General features: G+C 71.9%; 14 protein-coding genes. All 14 read right to left on the bottom strand.

The features are described from left to right. Nucleotides 1–50: 50 nt before the first annotated feature. On the bottom strand, nucleotides 51–1,436 hold the full coding sequence (locus ABZ576_RS22135) for an aspartate aminotransferase family protein (protein ID WP_360743270.1): 1,386 nt from the start codon (nucleotides 1,434–1,436) through the stop codon (nucleotides 51–53). A gap of 51 nt (nucleotides 1,437–1,487) precedes the next feature. After that, nucleotides 1,488–3,458 (bottom strand): 1-deoxy-D-xylulose-5-phosphate synthase, encoded by a 1,971-nt coding sequence (dxs, locus tag ABZ576_RS22140; RefSeq protein WP_360743273.1) that lies wholly within the window; start codon nucleotides 3,456–3,458, stop codon nucleotides 1,488–1,490. Between the two features lie 30 nt (nucleotides 3,459–3,488). Next, entirely contained in the window at nucleotides 3,489–4,622 is a 1,134-nt protein-coding gene (gene ispG, locus ABZ576_RS22145; RefSeq protein ID WP_360743276.1) for a flavodoxin-dependent (E)-4-hydroxy-3-methylbut-2-enyl-diphosphate synthase, read from the bottom strand. 4 nt (nucleotides 4,623–4,626) lie between these two features. Beyond that, complete coding sequence (hpnH, locus tag ABZ576_RS22150) at nucleotides 4,627–5,649, bottom strand: adenosyl-hopene transferase HpnH (protein ID WP_360743279.1); 1,023 nt, start codon at nucleotides 5,647–5,649, stop codon at nucleotides 4,627–4,629. Between the two features lie 5 nt (nucleotides 5,650–5,654). After that, nucleotides 5,655–6,296, bottom strand: coding sequence for a 1-hydroxy-2-methyl-2-butenyl 4-diphosphate reductase (locus ABZ576_RS22155; protein WP_360743282.1), 642 nt, complete (start codon nucleotides 6,294–6,296; stop codon nucleotides 5,655–5,657). Between the two features lies 1 nt (nucleotide 6,297). Then, nucleotides 6,298–8,331, bottom strand: a complete 2,034-nt coding sequence (shc, locus tag ABZ576_RS22160) for a squalene--hopene cyclase (RefSeq protein WP_360743286.1) — start codon at nucleotides 8,329–8,331, stop codon at nucleotides 6,298–6,300. Nucleotides 8,332–8,447: 116 nt separating this feature from the next. After that, nucleotides 8,448–9,521, bottom strand: coding sequence for a polyprenyl synthetase family protein (locus tag ABZ576_RS22165; RefSeq protein WP_360743289.1), 1,074 nt, complete (start codon nucleotides 9,519–9,521; stop codon nucleotides 8,448–8,450). 57 nt (nucleotides 9,522–9,578) lie between these two features. Beyond that, nucleotides 9,579–11,054 carry a hydroxysqualene dehydroxylase HpnE gene (gene hpnE, locus ABZ576_RS22170; RefSeq protein WP_360743292.1) on the bottom strand — a complete coding sequence of 492 codons (1,476 nt, stop codon included), beginning with the start codon at nucleotides 11,052–11,054 and terminating at the stop codon, nucleotides 9,579–9,581. Further along, nucleotides 11,051–11,299, bottom strand: a complete 249-nt coding sequence (locus ABZ576_RS22175; protein ID WP_360743295.1) for a DUF6380 family protein — start codon at nucleotides 11,297–11,299, stop codon at nucleotides 11,051–11,053. The genes hpnE and ABZ576_RS22175 overlap by 4 nt, the downstream gene beginning before the upstream one ends. Next, complete coding sequence (gene hpnD / locus ABZ576_RS22180; protein ID WP_360743298.1) at nucleotides 11,299–12,261, bottom strand: presqualene diphosphate synthase HpnD; 963 nt, start codon at nucleotides 12,259–12,261, stop codon at nucleotides 11,299–11,301. Before hpnD ends, ABZ576_RS22175 begins: the two co-directional genes overlap by 1 nt. Next, on the bottom strand, nucleotides 12,258–13,154 hold the full coding sequence (gene hpnC, locus ABZ576_RS22185; protein WP_360743301.1) for a squalene synthase HpnC: 897 nt from the start codon (nucleotides 13,152–13,154) through the stop codon (nucleotides 12,258–12,260). The genes hpnD and hpnC overlap by 4 nt, the downstream gene beginning before the upstream one ends. Before the next feature lie 361 nt (nucleotides 13,155–13,515). Beyond that, nucleotides 13,516–14,307, bottom strand: a complete 792-nt coding sequence (locus ABZ576_RS22190; RefSeq protein ID WP_360743304.1) for an ABC transporter ATP-binding protein — start codon at nucleotides 14,305–14,307, stop codon at nucleotides 13,516–13,518. Further along, nucleotides 14,300–15,229, bottom strand: coding sequence for an ABC transporter permease (locus tag ABZ576_RS22195; RefSeq protein WP_360743307.1), 930 nt, complete (start codon nucleotides 15,227–15,229; stop codon nucleotides 14,300–14,302). Before ABZ576_RS22195 ends, ABZ576_RS22190 begins: the two co-directional genes overlap by 8 nt. Nucleotides 15,230–15,333: 104 nt before the next feature. Then, nucleotides 15,334–16,206, bottom strand: coding sequence for a glycosyltransferase (locus ABZ576_RS22200; RefSeq protein ID WP_360743380.1), 873 nt, complete (start codon nucleotides 16,204–16,206; stop codon nucleotides 15,334–15,336). Nucleotides 16,207–16,208 lie beyond the last annotated feature (2 nt).

Here is a 16,208-nt window from a genome sequence, read left to right on the forward strand (position 1 = left end):
ACCGGACCGCCGGGCCCGACGGGGTCACCGGACCGCCGGGCCCGCCGGTATCAGCGGTTCGCCACCGCCTGCTTGATCAGTGTCCTGCCGAAGTCCCACATCAGACCGCCACCGGCGTGCGCGTCGTCCATCACGGCGGTGAAGGCGGCCACGAACCGGTCCACGTCGGCCTCGTCGATGACGAGCGGCGGAATGAGCTTGATCACCTCCAGGTGGTCGCCGGAGACCTGGGTGAGGATCCGGTGCCGCTGGAGCAGCGGTACGACGACCATCTGCGCGAACAGGCCCTTGCGGGCGGCCTGGAGCATGGCCCAGCGGCTGCGCAGCTTCAGCGAGGACGGCCGGCCGAACTCGATGCCGATCATCAGGCCCCGGCCGCGGACGTCGGCGAGCAGCTCGTACCGGTCGGTCAGCGCGCGGAGCCGGGACCTGAGCAGGTCCCCGGTCTTCCGTACACCGGCGACGATCTGCTCGTTCTCCATGACCGACAGCACCGCGAGGCCGGCCGCCATCGCCTGCGCGTTGGAGCCGAAGCTCGCCGAGTGCACCAGCACGCGGTCCATGGACGAGTAGACCTTCTTGAAGATCCAGTCCTTGCCGAGGGTGGCGCCGACGGGCACATAGCCGCCGGAGAGGGCCTTGGCCACACACACCAGGTCCGGTTCGACGCCGTCCTCGTGCTGGTAGGCGTAGAAGTCGCCGGTGCGGCCGAGTCCGGTCTGCACCTCGTCGGCGATGAGCAGCGCCTTGTGCCGGTGGAGCAGCTCCTGCGCGGCGCGCAGGTAGCCGGGCGGCGCCTCGTGCACGCCCTTGCCCTGGATCGGCTCGACGATCAGCGCGGCCACGTCGCCCTTCCCCAGCTCCCGCGCCAGGGCGTCCAGGTCGCCGAGCGGTACGGCGGTGTCGGGCAGCAGCGGGGCGAAGCCGTCACGGAAGCCCCTCTCGCCGTTGACCGACAGCGAGCCGGTGGTCAGGCCGTGGAAGGCGTGGTCGCAGTAGAGGACGCGGGGCCTGCCGGTGGCGTACCGGGCGAACTTCAGGGCCGTCTCGACCGCCTCCGTGCCGCTGTTGGAGAAGAACACCCGGTCCAGGTGCGGACTGTGGGCGAGCAGCCGCTCGGCGAGCAGGCCGGGCAGCGGCTGGCAGTCGAAGCGGGTGAGGTCGGCGAGGCTCAGGTCCAGGACGTCGTGCAGTGCCTTGCGGACGACCGGGTGGTGGCGGCCCAGGCCCATCACCCCGAACCCCGCGAGCATGTCCAGGTAGTCGTTGCCGTCCGCGTCGAAGAAGTGCGCTCCCTCGGCCCGCTCGTAGACCTTGTCGAAGCCGATGGTGTGCAGCATGCGCGGGAGCTGCGGGTTGAGGTACTTCGCGTGCAGCCCGTAGCGCTCGTCGCCGCGCTCGGCGAGCAGGGCGCCGAGGTCGAACTCGGTGGTCATTCACTCTCCTTGTCGGCGCCCCGGGGGGCGCGGGGCCATGTCGGTGGGCGGCTACGGCCGCGGCGGCGCGGCCGGCCCCGACGGCGCGACCGGCCCCGACCGCGCCCCGGACGCCGTACGGCCGTCCCGGGTACCTCCTGCCGCGCTCCCGGCGTCCCGCGCCGCGAGGCTCGCGCCGATCCGTCCGGCGATCTCGACGGGGGTGAGGCCGATGTCGGCCAGCACCTCGCTGCGCTTGGCGTGCGCCAGGAACTGCTCCGGGATGCCGAACCGGCGCACCGGCACGTCGACGTCGGCGTCCGTGAGGGCCAGCGCCACGGCCGAACCGACGCCCGCGGCACGGCTGTTGTCCTCGACCACGGCCACCAGGCGGTGCGCGGCCGCGAGGCCGGGCAGCGCGGGATCGACGGGCTTCACCCACCGCGGGTCCACCACCGTGCAGCCGATGCCGCGGGCTTCGAGCAGCTCGGCGGCCTGGAGGCACACCGGTGCCAGCGCGCCGACGGCCACCAGCAGCACCTCGGGGCGTTCGGCGCGGCGCAGGACGTCCATGCCGCCGACCCGGTCGACGGCGGGGATCCGGGGGCCGACGGACTCCTTCGGGAAGCGGACCAGGGTGGGCGCGTCGTCCACGGCGACGGCCTCGCGCAGCTGGGCGCGCAGCTGCTCGGCGTCGCGCGGGGCGGCGATCCGCAGCCCGGGGACGACCTGGAGGATCGACATGTCCCACATGCCGTTGTGGGAGGCCCCGTCCACGCCGGTGACGCCGGCCCGGTCCAGGACGAAGGTGACCCCGCAGCGGTGCAGGGCGACGTCCATCAGCAGCTGGTCGAAGGCCCGGTTGAGGAAGGTGGCGTAGACGGCGACGACCGGGTGCAGCCCGCCGGTGGCGAGCCCGGCCGCCGACACGGCCGCGTGCTGCTCGGCGATGCCCACGTCCCAGACCCGGTCCGGGAACCGCTCGGCGAACCGGCCGAGACCGACCGGGTGCAGCATGGCCGCCGTGATCGCGACGACGTCCTCGCGCTCCTCCGCGATCCGCACGATCTCGTCGCCGAAGACCGAGGTCCAGGAGGGTCCCTTGGACGGGGCGAGCGGCTCGCAGGTGAGCGGGTCCATCACGCCTACGGTGTGGAAGTGGTCCTCCTCGTGCGCGAGGGCCGGCTCGTAGCCGCGGCCCTTCTCCGTGAGACAGTGCACCAGGACGGGACCGTGGAAGCGTTTCGCACGGCGCAGCGCCGACTCGACGGCCTTGAGGTCGTGGCCGTCGATCGGCCCGAGGTACTTCAGGCCCAGGTCCTCGAACATGCCCTGCGGGGCGAAGGCGTCCTTGAAGCCCTTCTTCGCGCCGTGCAGGGACTCGTAGACGGTGTTGCCGACGACCGGGGTGCGCCGGAGCACCCCCTTGCCCCAGGCGAGGACCTTCTCGTAGCCGTCGGTCGTGCGCAGCGTGGCCAGGTGGTTGGCGAGGCCGCCGATGGTGGGCGCGTAGGAACGTTCGTTGTCGTTGACGACGACGATCAGCGGCCGGTCCCTGGCGGCGGCGATGTTGTTCAGCGCCTCCCAGGCCATGCCTCCGGTGAGCGCGCCGTCGCCGATGACCGCGACGACGTGGCCGCTCTCCCCGCGCACCTGGCGGGCCTTGGCGAGGCCGTCCGCCCAGCCGAGCGCGGTGGAGGCATGACTGTTCTCGATGACGTCGTGCTCGGACTCCTCGCGCGAGGGGTAGCCGGACAGGCCGCCCTTGCCGCGCAGCTTGGAGAAGTCCTGACGGCCGGTCAGCAGCTTGTGCACATAGCTCTGGTGGCCGGTGTCCCACAGGATGCGGTCCACCGGTGACTCGAAGACCCGGTGGAGCGCGATGGTCAGTTCCACCACGCCCAGGTTGGGGCCGAGGTGACCGCCGGTCCTCGACACCGCGTGCACCAGAAACTCACGTATCTCCCCGGCCAGTTCGCCGAGTCGCTCCTCGGACAGCGCCTTCAGGTCGCGTGGTCCCCGGATGCTCTCCAGAATCGTCACGCTGGGCCCCCTCTCGGTCCGTGCGTTGCCTCAACTCGATCGGTCCGCGCCTCTCGCCCGCTCGGCGAGCTTCATGGCCTCCTCGATCAGGGTCTGGACGATCTTCGACTCGGGGACGGTCCTGACGACCTCGCCCTTGACGAAGATCTGCCCCTTGCCGTTGCCCGAGGCGACCCCGAGGTCGGCCTCGCGGGCCTCGCCCGGACCGTTGACCACGCACCCCATCACCGCGACCCGCAGGGGTACGTCCATGCCTTCCAGGCCCGCGGTGACCTCCTCGGCGAGCTTGTAGACGTCGACCTGGGCGCGGCCGCAGGACGGACACGAGACGATTTCCAGCCCCCGCTGCCGCAGGCCCAGGGACTCCAGGATCTGGATGCCGACCTTGACCTCGTCGGCCGGCGGCGCGCTCAGCGACACCCGGATGGTGTCGCCGATGCCCCGGGAGAGCAGCGCGCCGAAGGCCACCGCCGACTTGATCGTGCCCTGGAAGGCCGGCCCGGCCTCGGTGACCCCCAGGTGCAGGGGGTAGTCGCACTGCTCGGCGAGCTGCCGGTACGCCTCGATCATCACGACCGGGTCGTTGTGCTTGACGGAGATCTTGAGGTCGCGGAAGTCGTGCTCCTCGAACAGCGACGCCTCCCACAGCGCCGACTCGACCAGGGCCTCCGGGGTCGCCTTGCCGTACTTCCGGAGCAGCCGCCGGTCGAGGGAGCCGGCGTTGACGCCGATGCGGACCGGGGTGCCGTGGTCCTTGGCGGCCCGCGCGATCTCCTTCACCTGGTCGTCGAACTTCTTGATGTTGCCGGGGTTCACGCGCACCGCCGCGCAGCCGGCCTCGATGGCCGCGAACACGTACTTCGGCTGGAAGTGGATGTCCGCGATCACCGGGATCCGCGACTTGCGGGCGACGGTCGCGAGGGCGTCCGCGTCCTCCTGCGTGGGACAGGCGACGCGGACGATCTGGCAGCCGGCCGCGGTGAGTTCGGCGATCTGCTGGAGGGTGGCGCCGATGTCCGACGTACGCGTCGTGGTCATCGACTGCACCGACACCGGGGCTCCGCCCCCGACCGCCACCGGCCCGACGTCGATCCGCCGCGACGGCCGCCGCGGCGCGACCGGACGGGCCGGCACCTCGGGAACGCCCAGGGGAACGGCGCTCATCACCTCACTCCCGGTTTCCGGAGACGGTCTCGCGCATGGCCCGCAGCGACTCCTTCAGGGAGCCCATGGTGGCGAGGACGGCGGTCGGCTCGTAGCCGCAGTGCGCCATGCAGTTGGCGCAGCGCGGGTCCTTGCCGCGGCCGTACTTGTCCCAGTCGGTCTTCTCGATGAGCTCGCGGTACGTCGGCACGTACCCGTCACTCATCAGGTAGCAGGGGCGCTGCCAGCCGAAGAGCGAGTAGTTCGGGATCGCCCACGCGGTGCACGGGAAGTCGACCTTGCCCTCCAGGAAGTCCAGGAAGAGCGGCGAGTGGTTGAGCCGCCACTTCCTGCGGTTGCCGCCCGCGAAGGCCTTCTTGAACAGTTCGCGGGTCTGCTCGACGCCGAGGAAGTGCTCCTGGTCGGGCGCCTTCTCGTAGGCGTAGGCGGGCGAGATCATCATCTCGTCCACCTGGAGGTCGTCGTTGAGGAAGTTGAGCACCTCGATGACGGTCTGCGGGGTGTCGGTGTTGAAGAAGGTGGAGTTGGTGGTGACCCGGAAGCCGCGCCGCTTGGCCTCCTTGATGGCCTCCACCGCCTCGTCGAAGACGCCTTCCTTCGCGACGGACTCGTCGTGCCGCTCGCGCAGCCCGTCGATGTGCACGGCGAACGCGAAGTAGGGCGAGGGCGTGAACTTGTCGATCTTCTTGCGCAGCAGCAGGGCGTTGGTGCACAGGAAGACGTACTTCCTCCTGGCCACCAACTGCCGCACGATCTCGTCGATCTGCGGGTGCATCAACGGTTCTCCACCGGCGATGGACACCATCGGCGCACCGGATTCCAGCACCGCTCCCACGGCCTGGGCGACCGGCATGCGCTGCTTGAGCACACCGGCCGGATGCTGGATCTTGCCGCAGCCCTCGCACTTGAGATTGCAGGCGAAGAGCGGTTCCAGCTCGACGATGAGCGGAAACTTCTCCCGCCTGCGGAGCTTCTGTTCAGCCAGGTATGCAGCGACCTTGATGGACTGGCGCAACGGCATGGCCATCTGGCTCACCTCCGGGGGAGCGGCAAAGAACGGTGCCATTCGAAAAAAGCAGGAAGGATGGATCGGAGAACACGGAAAGCCGATATTCCACCGCGTACCGTGCCGATCCGGACGAGTTCGTGTTCTGGAGCGTCCACGACCACCCGGACGGCCGCAACCGGGCGTTCGCCGGTACGGACGGCCGCCAGCAGGGTGGCCGCGGACTCCATGTCGACCGCGATCGCGCCGGTGGCGCGCAGATCGTTCCGCTCGGGCCCGCGTACGACGTGGTCGGAGCCGGTGAGCGGGCCGGTGTGGACCGTGCGCCCGGGCAGCAGCCGGGCGAGTTCCTCGACCAGCGGTTCGGTGCCCACGCACGGGACGGTCCCGTGCGGGTCCCGGGTCTCCTCGGCGACGACCAGATCGCCGGGGTGCATCCCGGTGTCCAGCCCGGCGCAGAAGCCGGTGGCCAGTACGGCCGCCCCGGCCGCCGCCGGGCCGGCGAGGTGCCGGGTGACGCGGCGTTCCGCCGCGCGGGGGCCCATGCCCGTACGGAGGAACGTCACCGGCCCGCCGGCGCCGCCCCGGTCGCCGGTGCGCAGGGCGAGGTGCTCGATGCCGAGCGCGCAGGCGATCAGCAGCGGGGCCGGGGCGGGCTGGTTGCTCAAGTCAGCTCCCCGTGGCCCGCGCGGAGACTCTGTCGGCCGGGGCGAGCAGTTTCCGCTCGAAGGGGTCGCCGTGCAGGTACCGGCCGAGCGCGGTGAGCGGGAACACCTGCCGGTACAGGTGGTAGTTGATGGAGAAGTCCCAGGGGAAACCCGTGCCGGTGAAGTACGGCTCGTCCCAGGTGCCGTCCTCCCGCTGGGTGTCGGCCAGCCACTGGACGCCGCGCTCGACGGCCTTGGAGCCCTTCTCCCCTGCCGCGAGGAGCGCCATCAGCGCCCACGCGGTCTGCGAGGCGGTGGAGGCGCCGCGGCCGCTCCACTGCTTGGCGTACTTGTAGGAGCGCAGGTCCTCGCCCCAGCCGCCGTCGTCGTTCTGTACGCTCTCCAGCCAGGCCACGGCCCGCCGGACCGCCGGGTGGGAGCCGGGCAGTCCGGCCGCGGTCAGCGCCGGCACCACCGATCCGGTGCCGTAGATGTAGTTGACGCCCCAGCGGCCGAACCACGAGCCGTCCGGCTCCTGTTCGGCCAGCAGCCAGTCGATGCCGCGCCGGGTGCGCGGGTCGTGGGCCAGGCCCTCGGCGGCGAGCATCTCCACGACGTGCGCGGTGACGTCCGCGGACGGCGGGTCGATGACCTCGCCGAAGTCGCAGAAGGGCAGCCGGTTGGGGAACGGGCTGGTGTTGTCGACGTCGAAGGCGCCCCAGGCGCCGTTCTTCGACTGCATGCCCAGGTTCCAGCGGACGGCCCGGCCGATCGCCCGGTCCACGCGCTCGGGGTCGTGGTGGCGGACCCGGCGCAGCGCGAGGGCCACCTCGGCGGTGTCGTCGATGTCCGGGTAGTTGTCGTTGTGGAACTCGAACGCCCAGCCGCCCGGGGGCAGGTGCGGACGCTTCACGGCCCAGTCGCCGGGCCGGACGATCTCCTCGCCGAGCATCCAGTCGGCCGCCTTGACCAGCTGCGGGTGGTCGACCGGCAGACCGGCGTCCACGAGGGCGATGGTGGCGAGGCAGGTGTCCCACACCGGTGACTGGCAGGCTTCGATCATGCGGGCGCCGTCCTCGCGCCAGACGGCGAAACGGTCCAGCGAGGCGAGGCCCTCGCGGATCACCGGGTGCCCGAGGTCGTAGCCGAGCAGGTGCAGGGCGATGATCGAGTACACGGCCGGGGGCTGGATGCCGCCCCAGCAGCCGTCGTTCTCCTGGCGCTCGATGATCCAGCGGGCGGCGGAGTTCATCGCGGCCCGGCGCAGTCCGCGCGGGGCGACCTTGCGCAGCCGGTGCAGCACCTTGTCCAGCCGCTGGAAGGCGCCGTCCCAGCTGGCCAGCGGGGCGAGCGGCTTCGGCGGGCGGGGCTGGGCGGGGTCGGTGTGCAGTTCGTCCAGCGGGAAGGGCGCGGGGCGCACGGGGCGTTTGGCCGAGACGATGGTGAGCGGGACGATGGTCTGCCGGGCCCAGCAGCCGAAGTCGTAGATGTTCAGCGGCATCCAGGAGGGGAACCAGATCAGCTCCGGCGGGAGTTCGGGGAGGTCCTCCCACTTCCACCAGCCGAACAGGGCGAGCCAGATGCGGGTGAAGACCCTGGCGGCGGCGATGCCGCCGCGCTCGCGGATCCAGGCGGCGGCCAGGGCCATGTGAGGTGCCTCAGGCGCGTCGCCTGCCAGCCGCAGGGCCACGTATGCCTCAATGGTGGTGGACAGCTCGCCGGGCCCGCCGTAGAAGGTGGCCCAGGTGCCGTCCTCGCGCTGCTCGCCGCGGATGAACTTCGCGGCGGCCTGAGCGGTGTCGTCCTCCAGGATGCCCAGGAACTGACGGAGCAACAGGTCCTCGGCGTCCATGGTGACGTTGGTCTCCAGGTCGCCCTTCCACCAGCCCTGGGTGTCCTGCCTGGCGAGCAGGAAGTCGGTGGCGCGCCGTGCGGCGCGGGCGGCGGCTTCTTGTACCCCGGCCGTCTCGGGGATGGTGATGAGAGTGGTGTCGCTGGCCGCGGCAGCGCGGGACGGCAAGGTCGCCCCGGTGCTTCCGTCGGTCGTCGCTGTCATGGCTTCCCCTTCGTGCAGTCGTGCGAGTCGTGCTGCTGTGGGTCCGCCGTCGGCCGGTGTCCTGGATCCGCGGACACCGGCCGGCGACTAAGCGCGGCGAATCGAGCCGATAGTGATCATCTCTTCCGTACGACGACGAAGTCGGCGAGCGCCGTGAAGGAGTCCCGCACCGCGTCGGGCATGTCGACGGCGTCGAGGGCTTCGATGGCGATGGTGTGCTGACGGCGCGCTTCCCCGGCGGTCCACTCGCGGCCGCCGGCCTCCTCGATGAGGGCGGCGCGGGCCGCGAACTCCTCCTCGGAGAAGTTCTCGAAGTCGCTGCTCTTGGCGTCGGCCGCGAGGATCTCGCCGAGCCGCTCGGAGGCGGGGCCGCCGGCCGCGAGCGCGGCCACCACGGGCAGGGACTTCTTGCGCTGGCGCAGGTCGCTCCAGGTCTGCTTGCCGGTGGCCTCCGGGTCGCCCCAGATGCCGAGCAGGTCGTCCACGGCCTGGAAGGCGAGGCCGAGGTGGTAGCCGTACCGTTCCAGCGCGTCGGCGGTGGCGTCGTCCGCGCCGCCGAGCACCGCGCCGATGGAGGAGGCGCAGGCGAGCAGGGCGCCGGTCTTGTTGCCCTCCATCTCCAGGCACTCCTCGACGGTCACCCGGTCGCGGTGCTCGTAGGAGATGTCCTGGGCCTGCCCGTCGATCAGCGCGCGGGTGGCCGTGGTGAGCCGGCGGGCGGCGCGGCCGGCCGCGACGGTGCCGAGTTCCAGCAGGACCTCGCCCGCGAGGGCGAACAGGGCGTCGCCGACCAGGATGGCCTGGGCGGGGCCGTGCACCTTCCAGACGGTGTCGCGGTGCCGGCGCTGCTCGTCGCCGTCCATCAGGTCGTCGTGCAGCAGCGAGAAGTTGTGCACGAGTTCGACGGCCACGGCGCCCGGGACGCCCGTCTCGGGCGCGGCGCCGGTGACCTCGGCCGAGAGCACGGCGAGGGCGGGGCGGACGGCCTTGCCGCCGTCGCCGTCCGCGGGGTTGCCGGCGGCGTCGATCCAGCCGAAGTGGTAGGCGGCGACGGTGTCCATGGGCGGCGCCAGGCGGTCGACGGCCGCGCGCAGCACCGGCGTGGCCAGGGTCCGGCCGCGCTCCAGGAGCGCGGTCACGTCCACCGCGGGCCTCCGAGCGGGCGTCGCGGCCGGGGGCACAGTGGGCACAGTCTCTCCTCTTGTTGCGGTACCGGGTGCGGGAGCCGTCCGCCTGCCCAGCGGGCATCAGGCCGCCTCCTCGAACTCGAAGAGGTGGCGGGGGCGGGGCCGGCCCAGGGCACTGAGCGCGGCGTCGGCCGCGCTCACTCCACTGCGGACCGCACTCTCCATGGTCGCGGGCCACCCGGTGGCGGTCCACGCTCCGGCCAGGTACAGGCCGGGGGCCTTGGTGCGGGCGCCGGGCCGCAGCCGCCCGACGCCGGGGGTGGGGGCGAACGTGGCCGTGCGCTCCCGGGTCACGAAGAAGTCCAGCACCTCGGCCGCGCGCGTGCCCGGGATGAGCCGTTCCAGCTCGGGCAGGTAGCGCTCGCGGAGGTCGGCGACGGGCGTGTCGATCTCGTCCTGGGCGGCCGACTGGGACAGCGCCAGGTACTGTCCCGCCCGTCGCCCGCCGCCGCCCTCGGACGAGGGCCCTTCGGGCCCGCCGCTCAGCAGCCCGGAGGCGTGCGTGCGGTCGAAGACCCACTGGACGGGGGTGCCGAGGGCGGCGAAGAAGGGCCGCGCGAGCACCGTGCGGTCGTAGACGACGTGGATGTTGAGGATCGGCGCGGTGCCGATCTCCAGCAGCCGGTCGGGCGCGTCCAGGGCGCCGGGCGGCAGCAGTTCGCTCGTCTCGCGCGGGGGTACGGCGAGGACGACCACGTCCGCGGGGAGCGTCTCGCCGGGAACCTGAACGCTCCACGTCCCGTTTCCGTTGTGGGAGACGGAGGTGACGCGTGTACGGACCTCGGTACGCACGCCCGCGGAGTCGAGCGCCTTGCGGGCCAGCCGGTCGTGCAGTTCGCCCAGCGGGACGCGGGCCCAGCCGATGTCGGCCGCGCCCGGGTCGGACAGCAGACCGGTCTTGAACACCATCGCGGCGAGCCCCAGCGAGGCGTCGCCCGCGACCGCGTTGAGGGTGGCGACCCCGACGAGGTCCCACAGGGCCTCGACGGCGCGCGGCGACTGGCCGTGCGCGGCCAGCCAGCTGCCGAAGTCCTGGTCGTCCAGGGCGGGATCGCCGAGGTCGAGCCCCTTCAGCGCGAGCGCGGCCCGCCCGACCGCGGCACGCTCGGCGAGCGAGAGGTGCGGATAGGCGGCCAGGCTGCGCCCCAGGTGGAGGGGGACGGGCAGCGGGTCGCGCCGCAGCCTGCCGAGCCGCCGGCCCTCGGGCTTGGCGACGTCGACGACGGGCACGTCCAGGCGGTCCTGCAGCGGTGCCAGCGCCGCGCCCCCGATCCGGTCGAGGAACCAGCGGTAGGCGGTGCAGCACCGCAGGTACACGTGCTGGCCGTTGTCGACGGTCAGTTCGCCGCGGCGGAAGGAGAAGGCGAGGCCGCCCAGCCTGGGCCTGCCTTCGAGCAGGGTGACCCGGACACCGGCGTCGGCGAGGGCGAGCGCCGCGGTGGTCCCGGCGAGTCCGCCGCCGACCACGACCGCGGTACGGCCTGCCGTCGGCACGGCGCCGGCGGGTGCCGGCGCGGGGGGTGGGCCGTCGCTCATCGGGCGTCCTTCCGTGCGTGCGCGAGCGCTGCGCGGGCAGCACCGTGACGGACCGTCGGTCGCCCGTGGGACCGCCACGACTGATCGCGCCCACGCGGCGGCAGCCGCATGCCGGATACAGCCCCGCGCCCCTGCGCGGCGCGAGCGTGCTGGTTGAACGGTGCACGCCCGGCCGTCGCAGTCAGGGACGCCACGCCGCAGCGGAGGGTTGCCTGTCTCGTGCCGTCCGGTTCGGCGAGGTGCATCAGGCGCGCCTCCTGACGGCGCGCCGGGGGACATGGCGGGTCACGTGCCGGGTGTCGAGCCCGGACAGGCCGCGCACGGCGACGTAGGCCTTCTCGTGTCCGGGCAGCGAGACGCGGCCGCGCAGCACGGCCTCCGGGTCGCGTTCGATGCGGTCCAGCAGCCGGCGGTAGATGCCGGCCATCGCGGCCACACAGGCGCCGCTGCGCCGGTCGAGCATGGGCAGCAGCCGGTAGCCCTCGGCGAACAGGGCCCGGGCGCGCCGCACTTCGAAGTGGACCAGGCCCGCGAAGTCGGAGCCCTCCGGGGGCGTCGGCCCCTGGAATCCGGCCGAGCAGCCGAACTTGGCCAGGTCGTCGGCGGGCAGGTAGGTGCGGCCGCCCGTGGCGTCCTCGCGGACGTCGCGGAGGATGTTGGTGAGCTGGAGGGCGAGTCCCAGGGTGTCGGCGTACTCGGCCGCGCGTTCGGCGCCGCGCGCGCCGGGTTCGGTGCCGAACACGCCGAGCGAGAGGCGTCCGATGGCACCGGCGACACACCGGCAGTAGACCTTCAGGTCGTCCCAGGTCTCGTAGGTCTCCCCGCGCACGTCCATCTGGACGCCGTCGATCAGCTCGTCCAGGCCGCCGAGCGGGATCGGGAAGGCCCGCGCGGCATGGCTGAGGGCGACGGCCACCGGATCGGTGTCGTCCTCCTCGACCCCGCCGTCGCGGATCCGGGTGAGCAGCGCCCGGGTGTCCTCCAGCCGCGCCAGCTTGACCTCGTCGGCCAGGTCGCCGTCACCGATGTCGTCGACGCGCCGGGAGAACGCGTACAGCGCCGACATGGCGCGGCGCTTCGCCGTCGGCAGCAACCGGATGCCGTAGGCGAAGTTCCGGGCCTGCTGCCCGGTGACGGCCTCGCAGTAGCTGTAGGCGGCGAGTACCGGTGCGGACACGTGCGGCGGAGAATCCACGGTCCGGATCACCCCTCTCCTCGCAGGATCACGCCCACCTCGCGCAGCAACCGGAGCTTGCCGGGCTTGGGCGGGCCGGGAAGTACGTCGTAATCGGCGGCGGCGATCGCCCGGATCGCGGCCGTTCCCCCCGCCACGAAGCCCGCGAGCAGCAGTTTGAGCCTGCCGTGGACGCTACCCACCAGGGGGGTGCCCTCATCCAGCAGATCGCGGGCGCGCTGTGCTTCGTACGCGACCAGGGCGCGCACCGACGCGCCCGCGGTTCCGGCGGCGAGGTCCGCTTCCCGGACGTGGAAGCGCTTCATGTCCTCCGCGGGCAGGTAGATCCGGTCGCGGCCGAGGTCCTCGGCGACGTCCTGGAGGTGCTCCACGATCTGGAGGGCCGTGCAGACGGCGTCGGACAGCCGGACCCGCTCGGGCGTCGAGGTGCCGGTTACGGCGAGGACGAGGCGGCCGACGGGATTGGCGGACAGCTCGCAGTAGGCCAGGAGGTCGTCGTAGGTCTCGTACCGGGTGACGAGCTGGTCCTGGCGGTTGGCGGCGATCAGTCCGAGGAAGGGCTCGGGGGTGAGGGCGCGGCGGCGGACCGTGGTCCGCAGGCGGCGCAGCAACGGGTGGTGCGGGGTGCCGTCGAAGACGCGGCGCAGGTCGGCCTCGAAGGCGTCGAGGAGGACCAGCCGGTCCTCGGCGTCGGCGGCCGACACGCCGAGGGCGCGGGCGTCGGCTCCGCCGGGGGCGAGGTCGCCGTCGCCGATGTCGTCGACGAGGCGGGCGAAGCCGTAGACGGCCATGAGGTCGTCGCGCCAGGCCCGGGGCAGGAAGAAGGGCGCCACCGGGAAGTTCTCGCCGGCGGCCTTGTCCAGTGTGGCGCGTTCCAGGTCGGGCGCCGGGCCGGCGGGCGTCATCGGGCGCTGCCCGGGGCGGGGACGGCACATGCTGCGTTGAGCAGGGGAGTCTCCGTAGCCATTGCCGTCACATCTCCCGTTCTACACTGCCGACCCAATACACACTATTTCGGACACGCCGCCGGGCACTGCGCGGGGCCGCTCCGGCGAAGGGTGTCGCGCATTATCGCCCTACTTGCCGCTTTCCGGCACCGGTACAGCTTACGTTGTACAACGCGGTACCGACCGTCGGGGTGTCCCGCACATCACAACAACACACCGATTGGCTCCAAGATTCCTACGGGCGGCCGGAGTTGACGTTTCCTTTGCAGACGCAGGGCCCCGCCGGACTTACGTCCGCGGGGCCCTGGCCGGAAGGGGACTACTTGCCGGTGAACTTCTCGTATTCCTTGAGCACCTCGTCGGTGGGTCCGTCCATCCGGAGTTCACCGCGCTCCAGCCACAACACGCGGTTGCACGTGTCGCGGATCGACTTGTTGTTGTGACTCACCAGGAAGACCGTTCCGGCCTCCTTGCGCAGTTCCCGGATCCGCTCCTCGGAGCGCTTCTGGAACTTGCGGTCACCGGTGGCGAGCGCCTCGTCGATCATGAGCACGTCGTGGTCCTTGGCGGCGGCGATGGAGAAGCGGAGCCGGGCCGCCATGCCGGAGGAGTACGTGCGCATCGGCAGGGTGATGAAGTCGCCCTTCTCGTTGATGCCCGAGAAGTCGACGATGTCCTGGTAGCGCTCCTTGATCTGCTCCCGGGACATGCCCATGGCGAGACCGCCCAGGATGACGTTCCGCTCGCCGGTGAGGTCGTTCATCAGGGCCGCGTTGACGCCCAGCAGGGACGGCTGGCCGTCGGTGTAGACCTTGCCCTTCTCGGCGGGCAGCAGGCCGGCGATGGCGCGCAGCAGGGTGGACTTGCCGGAGCCGTTGGAGCCGATCAGGCCGATGGCCTCGCCCCGGTAGGCGATGAAGGACACCCCGCGCACGGCGTGCACCTTGCGGACCCCGCGCTCCTCGCCGCGCTTGAGGATCCGGCTCAGGGCCGCCGTCGCGCTGCCCTTGCCGGTCTTGGCGCCGTTGACGCGGTAGACGATGTGCAGGTCGTCCGCGATGACCGTCGGGCGGCGGTCCCGGATGTTCTGCCCGGTGTTCTGCTCAGCCACGGCCGTAGCGCTCCTCAGCCTTCCAGAAGTACACGAAACCGCCCACGGCGAAGAGCACGGCCCAGCCCCCGGCCGCGGCCCAGACGTGGTCGGGGAGGTTCTCGGCGCCGTACCCGTCGATCAGGGCGAAGCGCATCAGGTCCATGTAGATCGCGGCCGGGTTCCACTGGAGGACCGTCGCGATCCAGGCGGGCCTGTCCTCCAGCACGATCGGGATGGAGAACATCACGCCGGACGCGTACATCCAGGTCCGCAGCACGAACGGCATCAGCTGCGCGAGGTCCGGCGTCTTGGCGCCCAGCCGGGCCACGATCAGCGCGAGCCCGGTGTTGAACAGGAACTGGAGCACCAGCACCGGCACGATCAGCAGCCAGGACGGGCTCGGGTAGCTGCCGAAGCCGATCGCCACGACGAACAGCACGATCATCGAGAACAGCAGCTGCTGGAGCTGCTGGAGCGAGAAGGAGACCGGCAGCGAGGCGCGCGGGAAGTGCAGGGCGCGCACCAGGCCGAGGTTGCCGGAGATCGCACGGACGCCCGACATGACCGAGCTCTGCGTGAAGGTGAAGACGAAGACGCCCGTGACCAGGAACGGGATGTAGACGTCCTGGGACATGCCGCGGCTGGCGTGCAGGATCAGGCCGAAGACGAAGAAGTACACGGCCGCGTTCAGCAGCGGTGTGGCCACCTGCCACAGCTGGCCGAGCTTGGCCTGGCTGTACTGCGCGGTCAGCTTCGCCTGGGAGAAGGCGAGGATGAAGTGGCGGCGCCCCCACAGCTGGCGGACGTACTCCCCGAGCGAGGGCCGGGCGCCGCTCACGGAGAGCCCGTACTTGGCGGCGAGCTCGGCCGCCGTCAGTCCCTCGTCGGGCGACGGGGCGGCCGTCACGGCGACCGTGCCGTCGTGCGTGGTCTCACTCACAGGGGGAAACTTTCGTCTTCGGGTTCGTCTGGTTCGGCGCCGCTTCGCCGGCGATCGCCGGGCTCCCGGCTGCTCGGCGGCTGCGACGTCTCGGGTCGAGCTTGTCAGATGACCGGGGGACGGCCCAGTCGGGTGAGTCGCCACACGGTACGCCAGCGCATCGGGCGCCGGGGACCGCACGGTGTCGTCCAGCCTTCCCTGAATCCGCCGAACCAGGCCCTCAGGGCCGGCCGCGAGGGTCGGCGCAGCAGGGTCAGCAGCAGCCAGACCCCCAGGTAGACCGGGACCAGGAGGGCGGGGAGGTTGCGGCGGGCGAGCCAGACGCGGTTGCGGGCGACCATGCGGTGGTAGACGGCGTGCCGCGAGGGCGCGGTCGTCGGGTGGTACAGCACCATGTCCGACCGGTAGTCGATCATCCAGCCGGCGTCGAGGGCGCGCCAGGCCAGGTCGGTCTCCTCGTGCGCGTAGAAGAACTCGTCCGGGAGCCCGCCGACCTCGGCGAAGACCTGGGTGCGCACGGCGTTGGCACCGCCGAGGAAGGTGGTGACCCGGGAGGAGCGCATCGGGTCGGAGGCGCGCAGCCGGGGCACGTGCCGGCGCTGGGTCTCGCCGGTGTCGGGGTCGGCGATCCGGAAGCTGACGATGCCGAGCCGCGGGTCCGCCGCGAAGGCCGCGCGGCAGAGCTCGGCGGTGTCGTCCCGGGCGAGCAGACCGTCGTCGTCGAGGAAGAGCAATATGTCGACATCGCGGCCGCCGGGCCCGAACGCCTCTATGCCGACGTTGCGCCCGCCGGGGATGCCCAGGTTCTCCGGCAGCTCGATGGTGCGCACGCCCTCCGGCACGTCCGGGACGGGCGAGCCGTTGCCGACGACGACCACCTCGACCGGGTCGCCGTCCTGCTTGGCGACCGAGTCGAGCAGGGCGCGCAGTTCCTCGGGCCGGTTGCCCATGGTGATGATGACGGCGCCGACCTTCATGG

Origin of the sequence: Streptomyces sp. NPDC013455, assembly GCF_040632975.1 — a bacterium.
Classification (GTDB): Bacteria; Actinomycetota; Actinomycetes; order Streptomycetales; family Streptomycetaceae; genus Streptomyces.

Excerpts from the sequence above, each read along its gene's own strand:
- hpnH (WP_360743279.1), bottom strand. The coding sequence starts at position 5,649 with ATGGCCATGCCGTTGCGCCAGTCCATCAAGGTCGCTGCATACCTGGCT.
- ABZ576_RS22135 (WP_360743270.1), bottom strand. The coding sequence starts at position 1,436 with ATGACCACCGAGTTCGACCTCGGCGCCCTGCTCGCCGAGCGCGGCGAC.
- hpnC (WP_360743301.1), bottom strand. The coding sequence starts at position 13,154 with ATGACGCCCGCCGGCCCGGCGCCCGACCTGGAACGCGCCACACTGGAC.
- ABZ576_RS22175 (WP_360743295.1), bottom strand. The coding sequence starts at position 11,299 with ATGCACCTCGCCGAACCGGACGGCACGAGACAGGCAACCCTCCGCTGC.
- ABZ576_RS22200 (WP_360743380.1), bottom strand. The coding sequence starts at position 16,206 with ATGAAGGTCGGCGCCGTCATCATCACCATGGGCAACCGGCCCGAGGAA.
- hpnE (WP_360743292.1), bottom strand. The coding sequence starts at position 11,054 with ATGAGCGACGGCCCACCCCCCGCGCCGGCACCCGCCGGCGCCGTGCCG.
- shc (WP_360743286.1), bottom strand. The coding sequence starts at position 8,331 with ATGACAGCGACGACCGACGGAAGCACCGGGGCGACCTTGCCGTCCCGC.
- ispG (WP_360743276.1), bottom strand. The coding sequence starts at position 4,622 with ATGAGCGCCGTTCCCCTGGGCGTTCCCGAGGTGCCGGCCCGTCCGGTC.